This window comes from Pseudomonas corrugata (genome assembly GCF_050920615.1).
Taxonomy (GTDB): domain Bacteria; phylum Pseudomonadota; class Gammaproteobacteria; order Pseudomonadales; family Pseudomonadaceae; genus Aquipseudomonas; species Aquipseudomonas corrugata.
This window is the reverse complement of the sequence record NZ_CP130434.1, coordinates 2129210-2143626: the sequence shown is the minus strand read 5'-3', so window position 1 is coordinate 2143626 and position 14417 is coordinate 2129210. Positions and strand designations below refer to the sequence as shown.

The window sequence follows — 14417 nt, the reverse complement described above, 5'->3', positions numbered from 1 at the left end:
AGGCTAGAATAGCGTCCCGGATTTCACTGAGCCTGCCATGCCCCCCGTACAGCACCACGCCCAACTCGACTGGGATGACCAGGGTCTGCCCCGTTCGCGGGTGTTCGACGATGTGTATTTCTCCGACCAGTCGGGTCTGGAAGAAACCCGCTATGTGTTCCTTGAACAGAACAACCTGACCGAGCGCTTCGCCGCGTTGCCGGATCACGGGAGGTTGGTGATCGGTGAGACGGGGTTCGGCACTGGATTGAATTTCCTGTGTGCCTGGCAGTTGTTCGAGCAATGCGCGCCCGCCGGGGCGCGACTGCATTTTGTCAGCGTCGAAAAATACCCCCTGAGCCCTCAAGACCTGCACCGGGCCCTTGCCCTGTGGCCGTCCCTCAAGCTTCAGGCCGATCAATTGCTTGAGCAATACGTCGCGATCCATCAAGGTTTCCAGCGCCTGACACTGGCGGGCGGACGGGTGACGCTGACGCTGATAATCGGTGACGCCCTGGAACAGTTGCCACAGCTGGACGGACACATCGACGCCTGGTTCCTGGATGGTTTCGCACCAGCCAAGAACCCCGACATGTGGACCGCCGAGCTGTTCGCCGAACTGGCCCGGCTGGCGGCGCCTGGCGCCACTCTGAGCACCTTCACCAGCACCGGTTGGGTGCGACGATTGTTGAACGCGGCGGGCTTCAAGATGAAGCGCACGCCGGGCATCGGGCATAAATGGGAAATCCTGCGGGGCGTGTTCCTTGGCTGGCCGGAATCACAGGAGCAGGCCGCCCCCCTTCCGGCAAAACCCTGGTATGCCCGCCCCGCTCCGCTCACCGACGAACGCCGGGCCCTGGTGATCGGCGGTGGCCTGGCCGGTTGCGCCAGCGCGGCGAGCCTCGCGGCCCGTGGCTGGCAGGTGACGTTACTGGAGCGGCATGCCGGGTTGGCTGAGGAAGCGTCCGGCAACCCCCAGGGGGTGTTGTACCTGAAGCTTTCCGCTCACGGCACGGCGTTGTCGCAGATGATCCTCAGCGGCTTCGGCTACACGCGGCGCTTGCTGGAACACCTGCAGCGGGGCATGGACTGGGACGGCTGCGGTGTCCTGCAGTTGGCCTTCAACCACAAGGAAGCCGAGCGCCAGGCGCAACTGGCCGCCGCGTTCCCGGCCGATCTGCTGCACACACTGGAGCAACCCGAAGCCGAGGAGCTGTCCGGCATCGGCCTGGCCTGTGGCGGTCTGTTCTACCCTGAAGGGGGTTGGGTACATCCGCCGGCGCTGTGCCGCTGGCAGGCCTCGGGCTCGTCGATCGAGGTGTTGCCTCACCGTGAAGTGCTGGATCTGCGCCGCGTCGACGGCCAGTGGCAAGCCTGGGGTGGTGAGCGCTGCCTGGCCAGCGCACCGGTGGCGATCCTGGCTAGCGCTGCCGAGATAAAACGTTTCGAAGCAGCCGCCGACCTGCCCCTCAAGCGCATACGCGGGCAAATCACCCGCCTGCCGCAGACGGCCCGCAGCCAGAGCCTGCGCACGGTGGTCTGCGCGGAGGGATACGTGGCCCCGCCGCGAATGGGCGAACATACGCTGGGGGCCAGTTTCGACTTCAAGAGCGATGACTTGACACCCACCGCCGCCGAACATGCCGGCAACCTGCAAATGCTCGAAGAAATCTCTCTCGACCTGGTGGACCGCCTGGACGCCGGCCTCCTGGATCCGGAGCAGCTCGAAGGCCGTGCGGCGTTTCGTTGCACCAGCCCGGACTATCTGCCGATTGTCGGGCCGTTGGCGGACAACCGGGCATTTACCAAGGCGTATCACGCCCTGAGCAAAGATGCCCGCCAGGTCCCGGACACCCCCTGCCCCTGGCTCGATGGCCTGTACGTCAACAGCGGTCATGGCTCCCGCGGCCTGATCACCGCGCCACTGTCCGGCGAACTGATCGCCGCCTGGCTGGACAACGAACCTTTGCCCTTGCCCCGGAGCGTGGCCGAGGCCTGCCATCCGAACAGGTTTGCCTTAAGGGCGCTGATCCGCGGCAAGGCCTGACGCAGCTGAACGCCCACCGCCAAACCTGTGGGAGCGAGCCTGCTCGCGATGACGATGGATCAGCTGGCTTTAATGTTGATCATGCCGCCCCCATCGCGAGCAGGCTCGCTCCCACAAAGGCCCTACGACATCCCGCCAACCCGCCCCCACCCGTCGCCTTATAACGCATCGATCTAAAACTCACGGCAATCCCATCGGTCAGTTCCAGGGTACCCGCCATTTCGGCGCGTACCCTCCCCAACGGAAAAACCGGTAAGGACTTATGTGCGGATTAGCTGGAGTATTCAGAAGGCGCTAGACAAGGGGTTTCAGCGCCTTCTTAGGCCCCGCAGAGTCCCTCAAGGGAACATCAGTTGGTACAGAAACTGGTACGAGATCGAACACCCTTCCTCCGGCGTTCTGCCGACCGAACACAATCCCTATTTCGAAAGGCCATCAAACGCCTGCTCACAGGTCACTCCGCGGCCCCGGCTTTGATCAGCATATCCCGCCAGGTCTCCCGCTCTTTCATCAGCGCGCTTGAGCACGTCGGCAAGCACCAGGACGGCACGGGTAGCTGCCTGGCTTGCGGCGGCAGTGCAGGAATGGCCGCCGGCTTGACTGGCTGCGAGTCGAGCGGCAAGGGCGTCGGCGGCCCCGCGCAGGCCGTCAGCAGAAGCGCGAGCAGCAGCGGCATCAGCAGTGAGTTGATCGATCGTGCGTTGCCCATCTTGAACCGCCTTGTCGATTGAATGTTGGTAGGCCTGCTCGCGCGCTCGGACGGCAGACTCGTTTGCGGCCCGGGCCTCGGCGTCCCGGGTATCGCGATCCGACCACTTGGCCTGCCACTCGGCGTCCTTCACCGACAGGCCGTGGTGGTATGCGCCAAACAGCGCACCGGCAACAATGGCCAGCGCCGCCATATAAGGCAGGATTCGCAGCAGGATCGAGTTCATGGCACGTCCTTGAAGAACAGGTGATTGCCCAGGCGCAGGGTCTGCGTGGCCTTGGCGGCCCAGGCCGGTGGCTTCGGCATGGTCGTGGCGTAGTAGTGAGTCGCACCCTTGGTGAGGTCGGGCTCTGCGCCGGAGATCACCAGATCCGCCGCCCGCTGTGCCTGGGCGAACTGCTTCGGAGGAATCTCCTTGGCGCCACTCAGGTACGGATAGTTCGGGTCGTTCTTGTTCCAGCAACTGAACTGCCAGGGTTTCAGGCAGACGCCGGTGTATCCTTCGCCCCACCACGAACGGTCCTTGCCATCGAACACGCGATTGCGAATGGTCCAGGCCACGGCGATCTGGCCGGCCAGCCCTTCGCCGCGGGCCTCGCCGAATAATGTGCGGGCCAGGATGTCGCGGTCTCTTTCGGAAGCGGTCATAAATTTTCTCCAGACGAAAAAAAGCCCGCGGATAGGCGGGCATCTAGATACAAGATAAAGCTGTGGCATAATCCTCCCAGTCCGACACCAAAAACCGCATGAGGCGATCAGTGACAAAAATCAACAAGAACGAAACGTTGATCGTTTCAGCGCTGGTTTTACTTATTGTCTGCATTCTCGCCTATGAATTTTGGGAGAGAGCGACCTGTATCCGTAGTGGCGGGGAGATGGGCTATCCGGAAAAAGTTGAAAACCTAATTGATGAGGGGTCTCCGGTAGAGCAATGTCTACCGAAGCGTTGACTAAACCTCGACTTATCTAGGCGATTGATATCTCCAAAGCAGATCCCATGGCCGTGTAGCCAGCGACATTTGGGTGAACACCATCCGACCCTGCATATGCTGGATTTACATACCAATCGTCTTGATTCTTCATTGCAGCCATGACATCTACAAGATAGTCAACGCCTGAAATCTGCGACGAGTAGCTGTCCCACCACGACTTGTGGTAATTAAGATATGCGCCATTCGTAACTGCCGACCCACTGACAACTGGGGTAGACGTTCCATAAAGGCTGTTTCGGAGCGCACACTTTATTCCTGACTGAGTAACCGTATCTACAGTTGCCTGTATGTTTGCTTTTCGGCTAGCGGCGGACACGGAGTTGGCATAATCATTGTTGGAGCACCCAACGAAAATGCACCGGGGGCCATGCTCAATAGCATCGGCAACGACGCGCGAAAGAATCTGAGCGCTCGTATTTCCTGGAACACCTTTATCAACCACAATCCGATTGCGAAGGCCTGGAAGAAGATTTGCATGTGCTCGCCAAGTGCTTTGATGATTTACAGCATTCAGTGATGGGTCAGCGCTGAACGCCACGCGTCCATCTTCAATGCTATCACCTATCCCAATTATGTTTGGCTTGCAGATCATCAGATAATCGTGTTCTATCCAGTTTCCTGGGCTGGTCATACTCCCGGTGACTGTTTGTATGGAGGGTGCCTGAAAGTAGTCGCACTTCACACGGCCGGCGAACTCTGGAGGTTGTCCTGAACGCATGAAGTAGCAATTCACGGTATTGAACTTTGAATCAAAGTGCAGCGCGAATTCGACCAGTTCGTTTTCGTAGTCAACACCAGTGGCAACTTGCAGCACGTTGGCGGTTGTACCAGTGATGCCGCGAATTGAAATTGCTCCAGGGGTCGCTGTCGCCGCATCAGCACTGCCGAGCCATATCGAAATGCTCTTGGTCCCGCTGAGTAGCCAGACCACCGAGAACTGACCTGCTGCCTTCTTGGCCCTTACACCCCCCAGCATCAAGAAATCTTTTCCAGATGGTGGATACTGCACCAGCTTGGACAGCGTGGATGAAAGCCCCGGACCCGCGGCACTAGACTTGGTATTTCTGATGCAGCTATTAGCCTGCGTCTTCGAACCGTTTGTGATGCTCCATCCCGTCATAGACTCACCTTCGTCAATGAAGGTTGCGTTCTCATCCATTACAAAAGGCATCTGAGCTTGAGAAATAAGCAACTTCAAATCGGAAATGCTTATATTCGAATCTACGCCATCAATAGTTGCCTTTACGGTGACGTCATTCATCTGGAGTCTCCCCGGTGATAATCCAGCGCTTTTCGGTGAAGCTCCAGAGATCCTCAACGCTGTCAGGCGCAGAGCCTACTTCTTTCCCATTTGGGTAGGGGTGAGGGGAGCCCTTCAGAAGATCGCCGTCCATTGCCCCCAAATATTTACCATTGGAATCAACATAGAGTTTTGGTGTGGAATTCATCCGATTACCCTCGCAACGAATCTCCAGTTTGCGGCGGTCGCCGCAAATCTAAACCCTGTGGTTTTTGTTGGCAGTAGAATTTGAGTGGATCCATTACCAAACGTAACTTGAGTAGTTGTCTCCCCGTACCAAAAAATTCCCGGAGAGCCGTCTGTGCTTACGCTATTTTGATACCAGTTACCACGGTGAACTACATCTCCGGCCGACCAACCTCCTTCAGCAGTTAGGCAAACAAAACTGAACTCAACCATAAACGGAATTACGCCGAGGTTATGGTTGAAAACAGCTTGAGCACCAGGAGTAATTGGGTATTGACCCGATATCACGCCAGACATTTTGGTTTGCAAGCCATTGGGGACCACTGCTCGGACAGTGTCAGTCCCTGCCGTAGTTTCAGCGGCAGTGGCAAGCTCGACAATACCTTGAGTAGAGGTAGTGGCCTGGCCTGGAGTGATGGTAGCCCAAGCGCGCCAAGAACCAGTGCCAAACACTGTAGTCCTGCTCCACAGCACTCCAGAAGAGTCAGCAAGGATCTGCGCACGGCCTAGGGAACTGTTGCGCTCCAAATGCAGCAATGTTCCGAGCAATCCTGGCGAAGGCAGAGTTCCCCCAGTCCCTGCCGACACGGTGTAAACACCTGATGCGGCGATGGTGTCTGCGTTTGCAGCATCAGGACCTATTCCACCTAGACCAAAATCGCCAATCCGTGCAAGTCTTCCAGTCGTGGCGTCAAGCGCTGAAGTTGTCGCGATAGATGCCAGTCCGGATGGTGTTACTGCTCGCACTGAGTCAGTTCCAGTCTGGGTTTCTGCGCTTGTGGCCAGCTCTACGATGCCTTTAACTGTGGTTGATGCGTCAGGTGCGGCGGGTGCTAGTGTTCCGATAACGGCAGCAAGGGCGTCGTAATACTGAGAGGCCCCCACAGAGTCGACGACGCCGTTCGCTACAAACCCGGCAGCGCTCAAGAGCGACTGAAAGAATCCTTCTTTATCGTTTGCCCAATCCTTCTCAAGGTATGAACCATCGAGAGCACCTGGGGCGGTGCGATTCTTGAATGACCCCTGAGGGTATCCGGCAGACGGATTGTCGAACCGGCCTGGGTAACGCTCGTTCAGCTTCAGTGACATGTTAAACCCCTATAAATCCTACAAATTCTGCGTCTTCGTCACCGAACTCGGCATCTACATCACCAAATTCGACCATGCCGATTCCCTCAAGGAACCCGTTGAATCTCACTGCCTGAGGCTTTGGCACCAGGCCAGCATTCAGTAGCGCGAACCGCTCCAGATTTGTTATTTGCCCATAGAACTCGATGCTGAACGACATATCCTCGCCATCAGTAACGCGAAGCACATCCGCATTCGGCAGCAGGAAATTCATGCCATCCAGAATATTTTCGATGGTGGCATCACCATTGTTCTTGATGATTTTGGCCTTGATGACCAGGCGGTAGAGTTCATCCGAAAGCTGCCCGTCTTGGTCGATTGTCAGGTCGCTGAACATGGCGCCTTCATCGCCAAACTCGTCGCCATCTGTCAGGGCGAAAAGCCCCGGCATCATTGGTATCGCACCAATAAAGCTGCGTGGTGCGACCACGATCCGGCCAATGACACTCAGCTGTTCGCCGACGGCATTGTCGATGTCGTAGCTTTTCCGAACAGCCTCGGCAGCTGCCTCAATGCTCCCACCGAGCTTCCTGGCGATCTCGTACCAGGCCACTGCCTTGGGCTTGTTGTTGTACTGCGCGTAGATCCGGTCAGGGATGTTCATCACGTAATCACCACAGTGATGTTGCTTTCAGTCCATCGAGACATCTCGTTGAAGGCGATCGCAAGCGTCCCTGTTGATCCGTTCAGATTGGACGCCGAGATATCGACATAGCTGTTTCCGTAGGAGCCGATCACCTGGTTGACCGGAGTCAGGATGGTGCTGAACGGAACAGACTCGCCAATATCGAAGCCGGTGATTTTGAACCCAACATCAGCAGGGATCAGGTCGCCAGAGGCGAACTCAAGAACCGCTTCCTTGATCAACTGGTCTGCGTTCGCCGGCAGCGTTCCGTCGTTTTTTACGCTGAGAAGCAGAACTCCATCGACATAAATGGGGCGACTTGCACGGATGATCTTTTTATTGGTTGGGTACTTCGGCGAAGTGACCTCTACCTCGAATGGCGTGCCGGCCTGATACAGCGTTGCTCCTGGATTCTTCTTCAGGTAGATGGCCATGGCCAGATCATCATCGGTTCCACCATCGATAATTGGCGCTATGGAGTGCTTGGGAAGCCCGTATGGGTTGTCAATTGAGACGGCGGCAGAGTCCGTGTCGTTCTCGTAGACTTTCACCCGACGAACCCCTGCAACGCTAAACAACTCGCCAATCAAGGAATCGATCTGATTGTTGCCAGGCCGGCCAACTGCAGTAGCTCGCGTGACGCGAAGCTGTTCGTTGCTTTGAGCATCGGATCCTGGTGTGGCCGGGTCATCATTGGTTGCCGCGGCGAGGCCGGCAGTCACATCCACGATCCTGGTGATGGTGTTCGCGTCGGCCTGGGTTGGGCCGACCACTGTGCAGGTAGCGTTCACGGTGGCCGTGCCAGACGTGTCAGCGGTAACAGTTTGATCTGTAGACCAGCGACTGCCAGTGGTGACCGACTCGAAACGGCTACCCGACAGGATCACGGTGCCCGGGGTGGCAGTTAGGGTCAGCGCCACGTTTGAAGGCGATCCGCTGGACCTCTTCGTACCGGTCAAGGAGCAGACGATATCAAGGTCGGCCCCCTTGGCCTTGTTCGGGTCTTTCGAGTTGTACGCACGCTGCAAGGTCTCGTCCAGGGCGTAGAAGATCTCGGCGTCGTGCGCCATCTTCAGACCGTCTGGTGTAGATGGGTCGAGGTTCCAAAGCGGATCAATATCGACGTAGAACTGACGCTCCTGGGCGAACCAGTCGTTCTGAGTCTGGAGCACGTAGCCGGTAGAAGTCAGGCTAGCCATTCAGTGTTACCTCATCCGTGCCGAACTCAGTGAGTATTCCAGCGGTCACGCTGTAGCGGCGGGTGGTGATGTCGAAATCAGCGGAGAAGCTGGTGAGGCGGATCACGCCAGGGGTATTGGCAATGCGCGCTCTCAGCGCGGCCTCGGCGGCGGAAAGGTTGGTGAACTTGCCAAGGATCTGCTCGTACCATGGCGTGCCGTCGGTGATGTCCCGGAAGTACTCCCCCAGGAACAGGCGAAGCCGGGTCAGGACCGTCTGAGCAATCTCCTCCTTTCCGCTGAGAAACTGCTGCCCCCTGGTCACGATGTCGCCGTTTTCGTCGAGTCTGCGCACGGTCATGTCACTGGCGCTCCGCTATTGCCCGATCCGGGCGTTACACCGCTGTGGATATGCAGGTTCAGGTTGACGCCGGTGGCGGTAATGACATTTCCATCTGGCGTGATGGTCAGCCCGTTGATCAGGAATGAACCGTCCGCCAGCAGCTGAAAGCTTCCGGCGCCGTTCTGCATGAGGGTTGTGCCGTCGGCAAGGACGTTGAACCTGGCAACCCCGTTATCCATGGAGATGCTGTTGTCGTTCTTCAGCCAGACGAATTGGGTGCCGGCTCGGTTGCGGATACGCACGCCGTTGTTTTGGAAGTCGGGCAGCGCATTGGGCCGAGAACGAAAGCCCGGAAGGAACATGGCGTCCTGCAGGTTGTGGAATCGACCAATCGGGTTTGCTGCAACACCGCCGGCCTGTACCCAGCCGTCAATACAACGTTCGGAGATGAGAATGTCGCCCTCGCACCCTGGGTCTATTTGATACTCGACGCAGTAATCGCCGCCGGGGAAGTAGACCGGCGTCTCGATTATTGGCTTTAGGGTGAATTCGGCGTCGTTGATATCTACCCTGACGATACCGACCTGGACCTGGGCAAGCTGGGTAGCCGGATCAAAGGTCAGGATGTGCCCGGGGATCGAGGTGTGAACCCCTTTCATCAGCTCGCGGAAAGCGTCGCGAATCATTCGCGCCTGCTTTGCACGTCCTTCTGGCTTCAGCATTTTGCCGACTCCTCCGCGCCGGAGGCAGCGGCATCATTCAATAATTAGGTTTTCCGCCCGCCACACATCGCCATTCAGGTCGCCCTGCATGGTCACGGTGTAGTAATGGCGGTGCATCTGGCCGTCGTAGGCCCGCACATCGACGTAGCTGTCGATCGCGTACTGGCATGGGCCGAGCTCGCGGATGTTTACTCCGGTCGCTTTGTAAGGCGGGAACTGCGCTGCCTCAGGAGCGTGAACCTTGGCCCGAACAAACCTGCCTGACATGACGTAGGCCGTCACGCCGTAGCATTTCGTTTTTTCCGCCGGTGCCGCCTGCTCACCGCCCGAGCCAAACGCGCTCGAGCAGATCAAAAGCATCAGCGTTGCCGCGCAAAACAAAAATCCCCTTCCTTTATTCATGACCGCTACCCCTTGACTGATGCCGGGATATTTATCAGGCCATCGGCATCGGGGTCTAGCGGACGAACTGCTGGCCGCGCAGATAGGAGGTATTCACCGACGCAACGGCCTCGCCGCGAGTGATGAACCCGTTGTGGTTCACATCCAGGCCAGAGTTCGCTGCGTACTCGCGCTGGTAGGGGCCGGAATCGCGCTCCCACATAACGTAGGAGTCGGGTCGACCCACTGCAACCGGCCACAGAACGGCCAGGTAGGCGTCACCAAGGTTGCGGATGCGGCCCGAATAAGGCTGAAAGTAGGACTCCACGAAATCCAGCTGGCGAACCGCTGTCATGCGCGCTAGCTGAGCGGTGGAAGTGCCCAGGCTGCGCGCTGTTGACTCGATGAACTGAATCAGTCCGGTAGCCGTGCTCCCCGGGTTACGGGCCGCTGGACTGAACGTATAACCGGTCTCGAACCCCATCACGGCCATGATCCAGTTCGGGTCCATGGATAGACGGTCTCCGATCTCCCGTACCTTGACGCGGAACGCCTGGTCAACCCTGGCGCCCCAGATCAGCTTACCGTTCTCCTTGGTCGCCGTTTCGGCTGCCGTGGGCGTGGTACCGGCACGCAGGCCATCGGTCTCAGTCTGCCATCGGTCACCATGCGAATCGCCGGAGTGTTTCATGGCGAAGATGTTGTATTCGCCGTTAGCAGTTGCATCGCCACTAAGTTCGGTAACGAATAGATTTCCTGTGTTGAAGGTGGCGAACTCGCTCTCAACGTTGATTTTCCCGTTGATTCGCAGTGCTGGGTTGAGCTGGACGGTCACGAACACGCCGAGCCCGTCAGGCCCGCGCGATACCTCTGGAATGCCAATCATGCCGCTGAACTGATCAACCTGCACCGGGATGGTGGTGCGCGGCAGATTGGGTTTTGTGATGACGATCCGGCCCCTGTCCTGCATCCAGTCGAACTTGTAGGCGTAGGCCAGTTCTGTCAGAGCTGCTGGAATATCACCATCAACCACAAGGCCTGATGACAATGGCTTGGCATCGGCGAACTGAGCATTGTCGATATCGATCGGCAGCGGCCATGCAGCAGCCAGAGCACGGATGACCTCTTCAACCCTGGTACCGATGCCGAAGGACAGTTGAGCAGATGCCCGGTCGCCGGCGGGCTGCCCAGACCGGCAAATCAGCCGCGTGATGATCTCGGGCGCCCCGGGCTCGCGCTCGCGGAGTGCATTTGTCACGTAGCCGGTGAATATCGCATCCATGTTGTCACTGTAGCCGGCACGCAGGACGATGCTAGACCCCTGGGCTATTCGGGAATCCTTGTTCATGTTGTACAGGCGGATATCTGCGAACGAAACAGCATCGCCCGGAGATATGTCGACACTGAACTGGATCCGGAATTGCCGGCGCCCAGACTGCGGACTGATATAGGGCTGGCCGTTGATATCAATCGACCAAACGCGCTCTCTCATATTTCCACCAGTGGGGGAACCCAAACCAGGAAGTTTTCAATGCCCAGGTTATCCAGTGTGACATCGGCGCCGGTGAAAACCATCTGTCCGATGCCGGTGCGGTAGCTCTCGATGATGTCGCTGCCAGGTTCAAGCATCGCGCCGGAAACTATCCGGCTGCCGTCTCGCAACAGGTTCATCGACCATGCTGGCTCGTCCAGGTATGAAATGAAGTCGAGCTCAAACGCGATTAAATTTTCGCCGAGCTGGACTGAAAAGCGCGGATGAGCGTTCGCGGCTCCAGCAAGCAGAGGGATTACAAGCATCAGACCACCCCGTCGATTATGTTATTGACTGCGCTCGCAACTGAATCAGTCGCCTCCTTGGCGATTGCCTGCCCCTTGCTGATCGCCCTGGAAAGAGCGCTCTTGGACGGGTCACCATCCCTGAGCTGCGGCAGCGAGCACTCGGTATCGCGCACGATCCGGTCCAGGCTGATGACCTCCTGCAGCTCGACAACGAACTCCAGGCCGACCTCGTTCCTCGGCTCCTTTGTGCGCGACAGGCGAGTAATCGCCATGTTCTTGAGCAGGATGTCACCGGCATCGATGTCGAACGGGTCCGCCGACCTCATGAGCCAGAGCAGGAAGTCGAGGGTAGTGCTTGCCCGGGTCTCATCACTGCCGGCCAGGAAGCCAGCAGAAAGGCCGGCTACCGTGGAAACGATGGGGTTGTCCGTGAGGTTTGAGAGAGCACCGCCCAGAAAGTCCGTCAGCTGGACCTTGACCGGGTTGTTGCTGATTGCCCCAGTCATCACCCACTTGAAGGGGTTGAGGATGCGGTGGTCGGCAATTCTCACCCCCGACTCGATCGGTACGGAGGTGATGGTTACCGTAGCCTCGAACGTATCCTCCAGCACCGCGTCGAACGAGTAGCCGGCAATGGTCGGCGCCTGGCGCGTGAAGATGTTGATGATGCTCAAGGGCTATCGCTCCGTGGTCGTCTTCAGGTCGTTCAGGGTTTCGTAATTCTGCCGCTCGTTGACCTGCATGATTTTCGTCTCCAGCGCCTGCCCATCGAGCTGCAGCGTGACGCCGAGCTGATTTTCCACCTTGATAGGAGTTCGACTCAGCGCTCCAGCAAGTGCCTCGGCGCTGGCCTGGCGATCCTCTTCAGGTGTTGATGCGGATGCTGGCGGGAGGCTGTCCGAGGCCGACCTGTCGCGATGGTTGAGATAGTCGATATCGTCCTGGGATCGAATTACCTGGCCAGGATATTGGTCAGGCCCTACCGTATCCCTGGGCTGGTCGCTGCTTGCCGGGTTTTCGCCGCCGAAAAACAACTCCATAGGACCCTTGATTCGGTTGAGCCCGGTGATGCTCTTGAGCAGTTCGTCAAAGCTGCGTGAGGCGGCGCCGTACCCGGGCACATACTCGTCAAGCGTCCGGTTAAGCACGTTGGCGCCAATCGCGCTACCGGTGAAGGCCACGCCTGCCGTGCCCGCCTTGCTGACCGCGCCGCCCACTGTGCTGAGTCCGAGCTTTGCCGCCGCCGCGCCGGTGACTGCGGCTGTAGCTGATCCGCCAAGCAAGGCGGTTGCACCGGCGTTGTCGGCCGCATAATCAATGGCTTTGCTGATCTCGGGGCGGTACTCCTTGAGAAAGTTGTTCACCGCATTGCCGGCGCCGATCAGGCTCGGCAAGAACTTGTCAGCCAGCTCGTTCTTGATGCCTTCGATGATCAACCCGAACTCTGCCGAGTTGTCTGCAAGCTTCCTTGCTTCTTCGGTCATCTGGTCGACGCTGCCAGTCAGCCCGCTGGCGCGCTTCATGGTCTCGTCGAGCTTTTCAACGCCTCCGGCCAGGGAGCGAAACGCTGCATCCGACAGGCCCAGCGAACCCTGGACTTGGGCGCGCTGACCTTCGTCGAGTCGCGGAATCATTTCCGCAAGCGCCCGCATGAATTCCTCACCGGTGCTGGTGGCGTAGAGCGAGCTGACATCGATGCCAGCCGTGGCCAGATCATTGATCGGTCCGGCATCGCCCTTCAGGCGCAGGTTGTTCTGGATCTCCTCGAAGCGCTGCAGGGTGTCGATGGCATCGGACGCATCCCCGCCCATCAACTTGATGGCATTTCCGTAGTTGTAGACGGCAGCCTGGGAGGTGCGCAGGTTCTGCGTGGACATGGCCAGCTTATCCACGCGCCCAGCCACGCCTGCAATTGAGCCTGCAGCGGTGCCGAAGGCTCCGATCAGCGCCGCCGAGATACCCAGCGCCCCAGACTTGATATTTCCCAGGCTGGCGTTGATCTTCTTGTCGCCCGCCTCAAGGGCCTTGGTGTCATAGCCGATGCCGATCAGGAACGACTTCAGTACCTTGCTAGCCATTCGTGATTGCCTCTTTTTGATCCAGCAGTTCGTCCATGGCCTGGTTGAAGCGCTCAACGTCCGCTATGGAAAGTGATCCGTCGGTCAGTTGCGACCATGTGCAGAGCGGTGGACAAATGCCGACAATCCCGACGCATGGCCGCATCAGGAACCAATTTACTGCGCTGGGCTTTCCTGAACGTCCTGCCGAGCGTCTTTTACGGCGCTTGGCAGCCAGTCGAAAAAATCGGAGAGATTCCAGCGCAGCAACTCGGCCAGGAGCTGGTTGTACTGCACCATCTTGCCGCCAAAGTCGGCGACGGTGACCGGGCGCTCGGTGCCATTGATCAGCACTTTGCCCATGAGCATCTGCGCAACCTGGGCCTTAACCTCCTGGCGCATCGACATAAGCATCATGGAGAGGACCTTTTCGTCAACCTCAACGTCCGCCTGTGCCGCCGTGGCGAATCGCTCCAGCACGGCGGCGGACAGCAGGGACATCAGGCGATCTTGGTCGACGGCGCTGGCCATGGCGGCGTTGTACTGCACGCCACCGATGGTGAATGCTTTTACGCTCATCTATCAGCCCCTTGTCGCTTCCCAGATGTTGAACTGCATCGTGAACTGGTCGTCCGTGATGGTTGAGCCGGCTCGGCCGCGCTGGCCATCGTTCACGATGACCCCTTCGGAGCCCAGCGCGGTTTCCAGGGTGCCGATCTGTGTGTAGGTGTACGTGATGTTGGCTTTCGAGTTGAACAGACCCTGCATGTACGCAGAGTCTGGCGAGCCGGGATTGAGGTAAACGTTTACCTCACGCCCTGGATTGATGCGGTCGAGGCGCACGGCATTGCCGCCCTGCCCCCGGCGCAGCTGGCTTTTTGCATCGATTGGCGCGTCAGTCACAGGCGTGGCTGTTTCGCCAAAATCCTGCAGTTGTCGACCGTTTACCGTGATGACACACAGTTCTGTAGAAAAATTACTCAAGGACATG

At 58.3% G+C, this 14417-nt stretch carries 18 protein-coding genes; 2 read left to right on the top strand and 16 right to left on the bottom strand.

Annotated elements, in window-relative coordinates; genetic code table 11:
- The first annotated feature begins 37 nt into the window (after window positions 1–37).
- Window positions 38–2026 carry a bifunctional tRNA (5-methylaminomethyl-2-thiouridine)(34)-methyltransferase MnmD/FAD-dependent 5-carboxymethylaminomethyl-2-thiouridine(34) oxidoreductase MnmC gene (gene mnmC / locus QZH45_RS09830; RefSeq protein WP_432783748.1) on the top strand — a complete coding sequence of 663 codons (1989 nt, stop codon included), beginning with the start codon at window positions 38–40 and terminating at the stop codon, window positions 2024–2026.
- 419 nt (window positions 2027–2445) lie between these two features.
- Here the strand turns inward: mnmC and QZH45_RS09825 are convergent, their stop codons facing one another.
- Both QZH45_RS09825 and QZH45_RS09820 read right to left on the bottom strand, forming a co-directional pair.
- Window positions 2446–2961: a DUF2514 family protein gene (locus tag QZH45_RS09825; RefSeq protein ID WP_432783746.1), complete on the bottom strand. Its 516-nt coding sequence runs from the start codon at window positions 2959–2961 to the stop codon at window positions 2446–2448.
- Window positions 2958–3383, bottom strand: coding sequence for a cell wall hydrolase (locus QZH45_RS09820; protein ID WP_432783744.1), 426 nt, complete (start codon window positions 3381–3383; stop codon window positions 2958–2960). The genes QZH45_RS09825 and QZH45_RS09820 overlap by 4 nt, the downstream gene beginning before the upstream one ends.
- Window positions 3384–3493: 110 nt before the next feature.
- Here QZH45_RS09820 and QZH45_RS09815 point away from each other — a divergent pair, with 110 nt between their 5' ends.
- Entirely contained in the window at window positions 3494–3685 is a 192-nt protein-coding gene (locus tag QZH45_RS09815; RefSeq protein WP_432783742.1) for a hypothetical protein, read from the top strand.
- Between the two features lie 16 nt (window positions 3686–3701).
- Here the strand turns inward: QZH45_RS09815 and QZH45_RS09810 are convergent, their stop codons facing one another.
- From QZH45_RS09810 to QZH45_RS09745, 14 genes are all read right to left on the bottom strand, one after another.
- Complete coding sequence (locus QZH45_RS09810) at window positions 3702–4988, bottom strand: SGNH/GDSL hydrolase family protein (RefSeq protein ID WP_432783741.1); 1287 nt, start codon at window positions 4986–4988, stop codon at window positions 3702–3704.
- Entirely contained in the window at window positions 4981–5175 is a 195-nt protein-coding gene (locus QZH45_RS09805; RefSeq protein WP_432783740.1) for a hypothetical protein, read from the bottom strand. Before QZH45_RS09805 ends, QZH45_RS09810 begins: the two co-directional genes overlap by 8 nt.
- The gene (locus tag QZH45_RS09800) at window positions 5172–6302 is read right to left on the bottom strand and encodes a hypothetical protein (protein WP_432783739.1); all 1131 of its coding nucleotides are present in this window, start codon (window positions 6300–6302) and stop codon (window positions 5172–5174) included. Before QZH45_RS09800 ends, QZH45_RS09805 begins: the two co-directional genes overlap by 4 nt.
- A gap of 1 nt (window position 6303) precedes the next feature.
- Window positions 6304–6945, bottom strand: coding sequence for a DUF2612 domain-containing protein (locus QZH45_RS09795; RefSeq protein ID WP_432783738.1), 642 nt, complete (start codon window positions 6943–6945; stop codon window positions 6304–6306).
- On the bottom strand, window positions 6945–8165 hold the full coding sequence (locus QZH45_RS09790) for a baseplate J/gp47 family protein (protein ID WP_432783737.1): 1221 nt from the start codon (window positions 8163–8165) through the stop codon (window positions 6945–6947). Before QZH45_RS09790 ends, QZH45_RS09795 begins: the two co-directional genes overlap by 1 nt.
- Window positions 8158–8505 carry a hypothetical protein gene (locus QZH45_RS09785; RefSeq protein WP_432783736.1) on the bottom strand — a complete coding sequence of 116 codons (348 nt, stop codon included), beginning with the start codon at window positions 8503–8505 and terminating at the stop codon, window positions 8158–8160. Before QZH45_RS09785 ends, QZH45_RS09790 begins: the two co-directional genes overlap by 8 nt.
- Window positions 8502–9209, bottom strand: coding sequence for a Gp138 family membrane-puncturing spike protein (locus QZH45_RS09780; protein WP_432783735.1), 708 nt, complete (start codon window positions 9207–9209; stop codon window positions 8502–8504). Before QZH45_RS09780 ends, QZH45_RS09785 begins: the two co-directional genes overlap by 4 nt.
- 33 nt (window positions 9210–9242) lie before the next feature.
- On the bottom strand, window positions 9243–9611 hold the full coding sequence (locus QZH45_RS09775) for a hypothetical protein (protein WP_432783733.1): 369 nt from the start codon (window positions 9609–9611) through the stop codon (window positions 9243–9245).
- A 55-nt stretch (window positions 9612–9666) separates the two neighbouring features.
- Window positions 9667–11082: a baseplate hub protein gene (locus tag QZH45_RS09770; RefSeq protein WP_432783732.1), complete on the bottom strand. Its 1416-nt coding sequence runs from the start codon at window positions 11080–11082 to the stop codon at window positions 9667–9669.
- Window positions 11079–11387, bottom strand: a complete 309-nt coding sequence (locus QZH45_RS09765) for a phage baseplate plug family protein (protein WP_432783731.1) — start codon at window positions 11385–11387, stop codon at window positions 11079–11081. The genes QZH45_RS09770 and QZH45_RS09765 overlap by 4 nt, the downstream gene beginning before the upstream one ends.
- Window positions 11387–12043 (bottom strand): phage baseplate protein, encoded by a 657-nt coding sequence (locus tag QZH45_RS09760; protein ID WP_432783729.1) that lies wholly within the window; start codon window positions 12041–12043, stop codon window positions 11387–11389. Before QZH45_RS09760 ends, QZH45_RS09765 begins: the two co-directional genes overlap by 1 nt.
- A 3-nt stretch (window positions 12044–12046) precedes the next feature.
- Window positions 12047–13447 (bottom strand): hypothetical protein, encoded by a 1401-nt coding sequence (locus QZH45_RS09755; protein WP_432783728.1) that lies wholly within the window; start codon window positions 13445–13447, stop codon window positions 12047–12049.
- 156 nt (window positions 13448–13603) lie between these two features.
- Window positions 13604–14005 carry a hypothetical protein gene (locus QZH45_RS09750; protein ID WP_432783727.1) on the bottom strand — a complete coding sequence of 134 codons (402 nt, stop codon included), beginning with the start codon at window positions 14003–14005 and terminating at the stop codon, window positions 13604–13606.
- A gap of 3 nt (window positions 14006–14008) precedes the next feature.
- Window positions 14009–14416 (bottom strand): hypothetical protein, encoded by a 408-nt coding sequence (locus QZH45_RS09745; RefSeq protein ID WP_432783726.1) that lies wholly within the window; start codon window positions 14414–14416, stop codon window positions 14009–14011.
- Window position 14417: the final 1 nt, after the last annotated feature.

Excerpts from the sequence above, each read along its gene's own strand:
- mnmC (WP_432783748.1), top strand. The coding sequence starts at position 38 with ATGCCCCCCGTACAGCACCACGCCCAACTCGACTGGGATGACCAGGGT.
- QZH45_RS09825 (WP_432783746.1), bottom strand. The coding sequence starts at position 2,961 with ATGAACTCGATCCTGCTGCGAATCCTGCCTTATATGGCGGCGCTGGCC.
- QZH45_RS09820 (WP_432783744.1), bottom strand. The coding sequence starts at position 3,383 with ATGACCGCTTCCGAAAGAGACCGCGACATCCTGGCCCGCACATTATTC.
- QZH45_RS09810 (WP_432783741.1), bottom strand. The coding sequence starts at position 4,988 with ATGAATGACGTCACCGTAAAGGCAACTATTGATGGCGTAGATTCGAAT.
- QZH45_RS09805 (WP_432783740.1), bottom strand. The coding sequence starts at position 5,175 with ATGAATTCCACACCAAAACTCTATGTTGATTCCAATGGTAAATATTTG.
- QZH45_RS09800 (WP_432783739.1), bottom strand. The coding sequence starts at position 6,302 with ATGTCACTGAAGCTGAACGAGCGTTACCCAGGCCGGTTCGACAATCCG.
- QZH45_RS09795 (WP_432783738.1), bottom strand. The coding sequence starts at position 6,945 with ATGAACATCCCTGACCGGATCTACGCGCAGTACAACAACAAGCCCAAG.
- QZH45_RS09790 (WP_432783737.1), bottom strand. The coding sequence starts at position 8,165 with ATGGCTAGCCTGACTTCTACCGGCTACGTGCTCCAGACTCAGAACGAC.
- QZH45_RS09785 (WP_432783736.1), bottom strand. The coding sequence starts at position 8,505 with ATGACCGTGCGCAGACTCGACGAAAACGGCGACATCGTGACCAGGGGG.
- QZH45_RS09780 (WP_432783735.1), bottom strand. The coding sequence starts at position 9,209 with ATGCTGAAGCCAGAAGGACGTGCAAAGCAGGCGCGAATGATTCGCGAC.
- QZH45_RS09775 (WP_432783733.1), bottom strand. The coding sequence starts at position 9,611 with ATGAATAAAGGAAGGGGATTTTTGTTTTGCGCGGCAACGCTGATGCTT.
- QZH45_RS09770 (WP_432783732.1), bottom strand. The coding sequence starts at position 11,082 with ATGAGAGAGCGCGTTTGGTCGATTGATATCAACGGCCAGCCCTATATC.
- QZH45_RS09765 (WP_432783731.1), bottom strand. The coding sequence starts at position 11,387 with ATGCTTGTAATCCCTCTGCTTGCTGGAGCCGCGAACGCTCATCCGCGC.
- QZH45_RS09755 (WP_432783728.1), bottom strand. The coding sequence starts at position 13,447 with ATGGCTAGCAAGGTACTGAAGTCGTTCCTGATCGGCATCGGCTATGAC.
- QZH45_RS09750 (WP_432783727.1), bottom strand. The coding sequence starts at position 14,005 with ATGAGCGTAAAAGCATTCACCATCGGTGGCGTGCAGTACAACGCCGCC.
- QZH45_RS09745 (WP_432783726.1), bottom strand. The coding sequence starts at position 14,416 with ATGTCCTTGAGTAATTTTTCTACAGAACTGTGTGTCATCACGGTAAAC.